Origin of the sequence: Streptomyces sp. BF23-19, from assembly GCF_041106355.1 — a bacterium.
Classification (GTDB): Bacteria; Actinomycetota; Actinomycetes; order Streptomycetales; family Streptomycetaceae; genus Streptomyces; species Streptomyces virginiae_A.
The window spans coordinates 55,527-63,325 of record NZ_JBGBPT010000051.1 but is presented as its reverse complement, the minus strand read 5'-3'; the positions used below and the strand labels follow the sequence as shown (position 1 = coordinate 63,325).

8 protein-coding genes are annotated in these 7,799 nt (G+C 71.2%); 2 read left to right on the top strand and 6 right to left on the bottom strand.

All coding sequences use genetic code 11. The features are described from left to right. Positions 1–685: 685 nt before the first annotated feature. Entirely contained in the window at positions 686–1,693 is a 1,008-nt protein-coding gene (gene trpS, locus AB8A24_RS26540; protein WP_328962207.1) for a tryptophan--tRNA ligase, read from the top strand. A 47-nt stretch (positions 1,694–1,740) separates the two neighbouring features. Here the strand turns inward: trpS and proC are convergent, their stop codons facing one another. The 6 genes from proC to AB8A24_RS26510 form a co-directional block, all read right to left on the bottom strand. Next, positions 1,741–2,550 (bottom strand): pyrroline-5-carboxylate reductase, encoded by an 810-nt coding sequence (gene proC / locus AB8A24_RS26535; RefSeq protein ID WP_328962208.1) that lies wholly within the window; start codon positions 2,548–2,550, stop codon positions 1,741–1,743. A gap of 100 nt (positions 2,551–2,650) precedes the next feature. Further along, on the bottom strand, positions 2,651–3,388 hold the full coding sequence (locus AB8A24_RS26530; RefSeq protein WP_266483209.1) for an ABC transporter permease: 738 nt from the start codon (positions 3,386–3,388) through the stop codon (positions 2,651–2,653). Beyond that, positions 3,385–4,221 (bottom strand): ABC transporter ATP-binding protein, encoded by an 837-nt coding sequence (locus AB8A24_RS26525; protein ID WP_369477820.1) that lies wholly within the window; start codon positions 4,219–4,221, stop codon positions 3,385–3,387. The genes AB8A24_RS26530 and AB8A24_RS26525 overlap by 4 nt, the downstream gene beginning before the upstream one ends. 95 nt (positions 4,222–4,316) lie before the next feature. After that, complete coding sequence (locus AB8A24_RS26520) at positions 4,317–4,847, bottom strand: hypothetical protein (RefSeq protein ID WP_369477819.1); 531 nt, start codon at positions 4,845–4,847, stop codon at positions 4,317–4,319. A 138-nt stretch (positions 4,848–4,985) separates the two neighbouring features. Then, the gene (locus tag AB8A24_RS26515; RefSeq protein ID WP_369477818.1) at positions 4,986–5,204 is read right to left on the bottom strand and encodes a peptidase; all 219 of its coding nucleotides are present in this window, start codon (positions 5,202–5,204) and stop codon (positions 4,986–4,988) included. A gap of 31 nt (positions 5,205–5,235) precedes the next feature. Next, complete coding sequence (locus AB8A24_RS26510) at positions 5,236–5,535, bottom strand: peptidase (RefSeq protein WP_030733121.1); 300 nt, start codon at positions 5,533–5,535, stop codon at positions 5,236–5,238. A gap of 105 nt (positions 5,536–5,640) precedes the next feature. Between AB8A24_RS26510 and AB8A24_RS26505 the strand changes: the two genes are divergently transcribed. Continuing rightward, complete coding sequence (locus AB8A24_RS26505) at positions 5,641–7,788, top strand: serine/threonine-protein kinase (RefSeq protein WP_328962211.1); 2,148 nt, start codon at positions 5,641–5,643, stop codon at positions 7,786–7,788. Positions 7,789–7,799 lie beyond the last annotated feature (11 nt).

Here is a 7,799-nt window from a genome sequence, read left to right as displayed (position 1 = left end):
TGTACTCACCCCCGCGACATCCGCTGGGGCTTTCCTCCGGGCTTTCGTTCTGTTCTTGCGTTTCCGACTCTATCAGAGTCGGTCCCGCTTCGCTTTCCAGGTTTTCGCTTTCGCGTTCCCCTTTCCGGCGAGTCCGACTCTATCAGATCCTTTCGGGCCTGACCCCCAGTCAGCGGGGCTTGTCTTCCGGGCTGTTGGGCCCTTTCGACGAGTGAGACAGTAGCGGATTCCTTGCCCCCGAACCTAATCGGCGGCTGCGTCCTGGAACGCAGATTCCTCATTCGCAAATACGCATGAAAACAAGACGACGGAGTGCGTCGTTCGTTCGAATGTGTGGTGCGGGATGGCTGTCCGGGGACCGACCGGGGTCGGCGCTCACTTCGGACAACTCGAAGAACCTTACGGACCGGGCACACCAGTGTCAACCCCTGCCTGACCCGCCGCGCGGGATCCGCGAAACTCCCGTCGTCTGCCACGCCCCCGGTCTACGCTGGCCCCATGACTACGCATGCGCTCACGCTCAACCTTCGCTGGTGGGCCGCCTGACGGCGGCCGACCTTCCACGCGAGCACGCATGCGTTCACGGCCGCCGCCACGGCGGGCGTTTTTGTTTCTCCCTCCTGGGAGTGGCTCGGTCGCCCGACGCGATGGCACCGACACCACTCACACCAAGGGAGAGCAGGACATGACGACGACTCCGAGGATCTTCAGCGGGATCAAGCCCACCGGACACCTGACGTTGGGCAACTACCTGGGGGCCCTCCGCCAGTGGGTCGCCGCCGACCGGACGCCCGAGTCCGCGCTGTTCTGCGTCGTCGATCTGCACGCGCTGACCGTCGAGCACGAGCCGGCGCGCGTACGAAGGCTGAGCCGGCAGGCCGCGACGCTGTTCCTGGCCGCCGGACTGGATCCACAACGGTGCACCCTCTTCGTGCAGAGCCACGTCGACGAGCACACCCGGCTGGCGTACCTCCTGGAGTGCACCGCCACCGACGGGGAGCTCCGGCGGATGATCCAGTACAAGGAGAAGGCGGCGAAGGCGCAGGTCTCCGGGGAGGGCGTGCGGCTGTCGCTGCTCACCTATCCCGTGCTGATGGCGGCCGACATCCTGGCGTACGGGGCGCAGGAGGTGCCGGTCGGGGAGGACCAGCGGCAGCACGTCGAGCTGACCCGGGATCTGGCGGTGCGGTTCAACCAGCGGTACGGGCACACCTTCGCCGTCCCGAAGGCCACGCTTCCGGCGGTGGCCGCGCGGGTCATGGACCTGCAGGACCCGACGTCGAAGATGGGGAAGTCCCACGAGAGCGGGGCGGGGATCGTCTATCTGCTCGACGAGCCCGGGGTCGTGCGCAAGAAGGTGATGCGGGCGGTCACCGACAGCGGGGACGACGGGGTGGTCTACGACCGGGAGGCGCGTCCGGGGGTCGCGAATCTGCTGGACATCCTGGCGGCGTGTGCCGGGGGTGATCCGGCCGTGCTCGCCGAGGGGTACAGCGGCTACGGGGCGCTGAAGCGGGATGTCGCCGACGCGGTGGTCGAGCTGCTGCGACCGCTGCAGGAGCGGCACGCGGAACTGGCGGGCGATCCGGCGGAGGTGGAGAAGGTGCTGCGGGAGGGTGCTGAGCGGGCCAGGCAGCTGGCGCGGCCGGTGGTGGACCGGGCGTACCGGGCCATCGGGCTGCTGGAGCCGTGACGGGTGGGGGTCCCGCATGCCGCGGGACCCCCACCGGTACGGGTGTCTCAGCTGTTGCCGGAGGCGAGCTCGCGGCTGCGGTCGCGGGCCGCTTCCAGGGCGGCGATGAGGGCGGCGCGTACGCCGTGCTTCTCCAGCTCGACGATGGCGTTGATCGTCGTGCCGGCCGGGGAGGTGACGGCCTCGCGGAGCTTGACCGGGTGTTCGCCGCTGTCGCGGAGCATGACGGCGGCGCCGATGGCGGCCTGGACGATCAGGTCGTGGGCCTGGGCGCGGGGCAGTCCGAGGAGGATGCCGGCGTCGGTCATGGCCTCGACGAGGAAGTAGAAGTAGGCGGGTCCGGAGCCGGAGAGGGCGGTGGCCGCGTCCTGCTGGGACTCGGGGACGCGCAGGGTCTTGCCGACGCTGCCGAAGATCTCCTCGGTGTGGGCGAGGTGCGCCGCGGTGGCGTGGCTGCCTGCGGAGATGACGGACATGGCCTCGTCGACGAGGGCGGGGGTGTTCGTCATGACGCGGACGACGGGGGTGCCGGGGCTGAGCCGTTCCTCGAAGAAGGCCGTGGGAACGCCGGCGGCCCCGCTGATGACCAGGCGGTCGACGGGGACGTGCGGGGCGAGCTCGTCGAGGAGCTTGGCCATGTCCTGGGGCTTGACGGTGAGGATGAGGGTGTCGGCGCGCTTGGCGGCTTCGGCGTTGGTGACGGCCTCGACCCCGTAGCGGGTGCGCAGTTCCTCGGCCCGTTCGGCGCGGCGGGCGGTGACGAGGAGCTTCGAGGCGGGCCAGCCGCCGCGGATCATTCCGCTGAGCAGGGCCTCGCCGATCTTGCCGGTACCGAGGACTGCGACTGTCTGGGTCATGCCCGATCCACCTCGCCGAACTGTGCTTGCGCGTGAGCTACGTATACGTCCTCATCCTTGCACCCGGGCGGGGACCGGGGAGGTGCTGTCCGTAGTGCGGTCAGGGGGTGCGGCGGCGGAGGGTGACCGCGCCGAGGGCGAGGACGAGCAGGGCGCAGCCGGCGACGATCGCGGCGTCGCGGACGAAGTCGGCGGTCATGTCGGTGTGGGTGAGGACCTGGGTCATGCCGTCGACGGCGTAGGACATGGGCAGGACGTCGGAGAGGCCTTCGAGGACGGGGTGCATGGTGTCGCGGGCGGCGAAGAGGCCGCACAGGAGCAGCTGGGGGAAGATCACCGCCGGCATGAACTGGACGGCCTGGAACTCGGAGGCCGCGAAGGCGGAGACGAAGAGGCCGAGTGCGGTGCCGAGGAGGGCGTCGAGGAGGGCTACGAGGAGGAGCAGCCAGGGCGATCCGACGACGTCGAGGCCGAGGGCCCAGAGGGCGAGGCCGGTGGCGAGGAGGGACTGGAGGACGGCGACGGCGCCGAAGGCGAGGGCGTAGCCGGCGATGAGGTCGCCCTTGCCGAGGGGCATGGCGAGGAGGCGCTCCAGGGTTCCGGAGGTGCGTTCGCGCAGGGTGGCGATGGAGGTCACCAGGAACATGGTGATGAGGGGGAAGATCCCGAGGAGTGAGGCGCCGATGCCGTCGAAGGTCCGGGGGCTGCCGTCGAAGACGAAGCGCAGCAGGGTGAGCATCAGTACGGGGACCAGGAGCATCAGCGCGATGGAGCGCGGGTCGTGGCGGAGCTGGCGCAGGACGCGGGCGGCGGTGGCGGTGGTGCGGGCGGCGTTCATCGGGTCTGCTCCCGGATGGCGGTGACGTTGGAGGCGTTCGCGGCGGCGGAGTCGGCGTCAGCGTCGGCGGCTTCGTCGACGAGGCGCAGGAAGCCCTCCTCGACGGTGGTGGCGTGGGTGCGGGTGCGCAGTGCGTCGGGGGTGTCCTGGGCGAGGATGCGGCCCTCGCGCATGAGGAGCAGGTCGTGGCAGCGCTCGGCCTCGTCCATGACGTGGGAGGAGACGAGGATCGTCGCGCCGCGGGTGGCGGTGATGTCGTGGAAGAGGTTCCACAGGTCGCGGCGCAGGACGGGGTCGAGGCCGACGGTGGGTTCGTCGAGGACCAGGAGCTCGGGAGTGCCGAGCAGGGCGACGGCGAGGGAGACGCGGCTGCGTTGGCCGCCGGAGAGGTTGCCGGCGAGGGCGCCGGCGCGGCTGGTGAGGTCGACGTCGGTGATGGCGCGGGTGACGGCGGCGGCTCGGCGGTCGGCGGCGGCTCGGCCGGGGTCGAGGACGGCGGCGAAGTAGTCGAGGTTCTGCCGGACGGTGAGGTCGTCGTAGACGCTGGGTGCCTGGGTGACGTAGCCGATGCGGGAGCGGAGCCGGGGGTGGCCGGCGGGGTGGCCGAGGACGTCGAGGGTGCCGGTGACGTGGGCCTGGGTGCCGACGATGGCGCGCATGAGGGTGGACTTTCCGCAGCCTGAGGGGCCGAGGAGGCCGGTGATGCGGCCGCGGGGCACGTCGAAGGCGAGGGAGTCGAGGACGGTGCGGGGGGTGCGGCCGGTGCCTCGGCGGACGGTCAGGTCATGGGCGTGGACGGCGGCCGGGTCTCCCTCGGCCTGCTTATTCATCATGTGATGAATAATGCTCCTGGCGGTGCCAGGACGTCAATCGCCGGGAAGGGTGCGGGCTGCTGCTCGCCGCGCTGCGCCGCGGCGCAGCGCGGGGACTACTTCTTGCGCTTGGGGCGGCGGGTGGCCGGGTTGCCCGTACGGGTGCTGCGGCGGCGGGCGTATTCGGCCTGGGCGCGCTCGTACTCGGCGCGGCGGAGCTTCTCGCCCGGCGCCTCCCCGAGGCAGCGCAGGAAGTACGCGATCAGGGAGCCGATGAAACCGATCGTCTTGAGGCCCTTGAGGGCGGCCTCGTCGGAGGACGGGGCGGGGCGACGGCTGAAGGAGGCCCACGTCTTGGTGAAGGCGATCGAGCTGGCGATCGCGAAGAGGACGACGACCGAGATGCTGAGGAAGGGGCCGACGTTGCCGATCTGCAGCCCCTCGTAGGCGAAGCGGAGCATCAGGGCGGAGGCGATGGCGGTGGCCAGCGAGCCGATGGCGAGGCCGACGCGGAGCAGGGCGTAGCCGCCGTCGTGCTCGACCCAGGTGGTGCCGAAGAAGCGGATCGGCTCGGGCTGCGGGCCGGCGGGCACCGAGGCCTGCGCGGCCGCCTCGGCGGGGGTCTGGTCTCGCTGGTCGTCGCTCACATCAGCGATTATCCCTCGCCGGGCCGATCGGGCCGGGTGTGTCTCACGTGTCAGACGGGTCGGACGGGGCGGACGGGGCGCCGGGGTGCGGCGCGCGCCGTCCGCCGATCACCGATCACCGACCTCCGCCGCGGGCGGTCAGCCGCACTGGTTGGTGACGTAGCCGTCGCTGCCGGTACGCACGTACGCGTCGGAGACGAACCGGCCGTTGCCGATGCAGTCCCAGATGTCCGTCGTGCCGTACGGACCCGAGACCGTGGTGCCCTCGCACTGGCAGCGGAGCGAGACGGTCGCGCCGAGCGGCAGGACCTCGATGACCGAGCCGCCGAGACCGAGCATGCGCCGTCCGGTGATCAATGTTCCCTCTCCCTTGAAGGGCTGGGAGAGGTCAGCAGCGCGTGGCGACGTAGCCGTCACTGCCCGTCTGGACGTAGGCGTCCGAGACGAACTGACCGTTGCCGATGCAGTCCCAGATGTTCGTCGTGCCGTACGGACCGGAGACCGTCGTACCGGGACCCTGGCAGCGGATCGAGACGTACGAGTCGTACGGCAGGACCTTGACGATGGAGTAGCTGGTGCCCGGGCCACTGCGGACGTTCACCCGGGAGCCGGGAGCAACCGGAAAGGTCTGGAAACCGGACTCCGCGGCGAGGTTCTGGACCTGACCGGGCTCACTCTTTTCGGACATGCGAAAACTCCCCCCTGAGCGTTGCGTTGCGCAACTCGCGCAGGGTAGCAGGACCTTGGAGATGGCCAGGTGCCATCGACTAGGCTCCGGCGGGGGTGGTCAGCGGTGCAGTCGCTGCGCAGGGATCGGGCGGGCTTTCCGGAGTACGCCGGGCAGTACCGGCTGGAATCCGTCCTGGGTTCGGGCGGTATGGGCGTCGTCCACCTCGCCACCTCCGCGTCGGGACTGAAACTCGCCGTCAAGATCGTGCACCCCGAACACGCGGTGGATCCGGAGTTCCGGGCCCGGTTCCGGCAGGAAGTGGCCGCGGCGCGTCGTGTGAGCGGGGCGTTCACCGCGCCCGTCGTGGACGCGGATCCGGACGCCGAACGGCCCTGGATGGCGACCTTGTTCATCGACGCACCGACACTCGCCGAGCGGGTACGGGAGCGGGTCCTCGATCCGACCGAACTGGCCCGACTCGGCGCCGGACTCGCCGAGGCCCTGCGGGACATCCACCGGGCCGGTGTGGTGCATCGGGATCTGAAGCCGAGCAACGTCTTGATGGCACCCGACGGAGTACGGGTCATCGACTTCGGGATTTCGCGGCCGACCGACAGCGACCTGCGGACGGAGACCGGAAAGCTGATCGGGACACCACCCTTCATGGCGCCCGAGCAGTTCCAGCGACCCAGGGAAGTGGGGCCTGCGGCGGACCTGTTCGCGATGGGTGCCGTACTCGTGCACGCAGCGACCGGGCGCGGCCCCTTCGACTCCGACAGTCCCTATCTGGTGGCGTACCAGGTCGTCCACCACGACCCCGACCTGACCGGTCTGCCGGCGGCCCTGAGACCGGTCGTCGAGTCCTGCCTCGCGAAGAACCCCTCCGAACGCCCGACCCCTGATGCGCTGATCAGTGAACTGCGTGCGCTGGCCTATCCGACGTCGGAGGACACCCGGGCCTTCATCCCCGGGCCGCGCGGAACCAACCGGCGGGAGGAGGCCACCCACCGGCGGGACCGGATGGTCGCCGAGCAGCCCGGCCCCACCCCGCCGAGGCGGCGGTCACGGCTGGTGCTGTCGGCCTGCGGCGCGCTGCTGCTGACCGGCGGGGCGCTCGGCGGGTACCTCGCGTACGGGACGGACACAGACCCGTCAGCGCACTCCACCGTGCACGCCGGGGCCACGGAGCCCGGTCCCGGGGCGAAGGTCGGGCCGCCGTGGGCGGTACACGTGGGCGAAGGGGGCGGGGGCAATCCCGTTCCGGCCTGCTCGTGGTCGGCCGGAGGCCTCTACTGCTCGGGTCAGGGGCTGGCGGCCGCCCGGCTCGATCCCGCCGACGGCTCGGTGATGTGGTCCGTGCGAAGAGCGGCACCCGCTTCGCGGATGACACCGAATCCGGCTCCGCTGCACGCCGCGGGACTGGTGTTCGCGGTGGACGACGACGGAAGGGACCTGCGGGCCCTGGATGCGGCAGCCGGTGCGCAGCGGTGGAAGCGGGCCCTACCGGAGGGCGGGCGGGTGGTGCCCGTGGGAAGTCTGCTGCTCGTCACGGGCCCGGACGCAAAGGCCACCATGCTCGACGCGGCCACGGGCGCGACTCGCTGGGAGCACCGCATCGGCGGAGCCGGCTCCGCATGGCTCGCCGAACCGGACCCGTCGGGAGGCACCGGCCTGTACCTCTGCGCGCAGGGAGCGGACGGGAAGTCGACCCAGGTCTCCGCTGTCGATGCCGCGAGCGGCGCGGTGCGCTGGCAGGTCCGGAGTCCGGCGCTGCTGGAACCGGTCGGCACGGCGGCCGGCGGACTCTACCTGCTGGAAGGTGATACGCGGTCCGCGTCCGGCGCTGTGACCAGGGCGGTCGTCCGGGTGGATCTCGCGACACGATCCGTACGCCGGATCCCCCTCTCGTCGCCGTTGCTGGAGGCCCAGGCCGCGGTCGGCCCCGAGGGCCGGGTGTACGTCTTCGGCACGTCGGGCGCCCTGGCCGCGGTCGGGGCGGAACGTGAGGAATGGCGGCTGGAGACGGGCGTGGCCGTGGGCTCGCGGCCGGTGATCCACGACGGGCGGATCCATCTGACGGCCTCGGACGGGCGGCTGCTGGCCGTCGACGGCGCGGGCCGGCTCCTGGGGCAGACGAAGCCCAGGCTGGGTGGTGAGCCGGGCTACACCTCCACCCTGCCCGCGCCCGTGGTCGGCGGCGGGCGGGTGTTCACGGGGGCGCCCGACGGAACGGTGTTCGCGGTGGGGGCGGGGGATCCGGGCGCCTGGTGAGACGGGGGGGC

Bases quoted from the DNA above. Each gene is read 5' to 3' on its own strand.
- trpS (WP_328962207.1), top strand. From the start codon at position 686: ATGACGACGACTCCGAGGATCTTCAGCGGGATCAAGCCCACCGGACAC.
- AB8A24_RS26525 (WP_369477820.1), bottom strand. From the start codon at position 4,221: ATGATGAATAAGCAGGCCGAGGGAGACCCGGCCGCCGTCCACGCCCAT.
- proC (WP_328962208.1), bottom strand. From the start codon at position 2,550: ATGACCCAGACAGTCGCAGTCCTCGGTACCGGCAAGATCGGCGAGGCC.
- AB8A24_RS26530 (WP_266483209.1), bottom strand. From the start codon at position 3,388: ATGAACGCCGCCCGCACCACCGCCACCGCCGCCCGCGTCCTGCGCCAG.
- AB8A24_RS26510 (WP_030733121.1), bottom strand. From the start codon at position 5,535: ATGTCCGAAAAGAGTGAGCCCGGTCAGGTCCAGAACCTCGCCGCGGAG.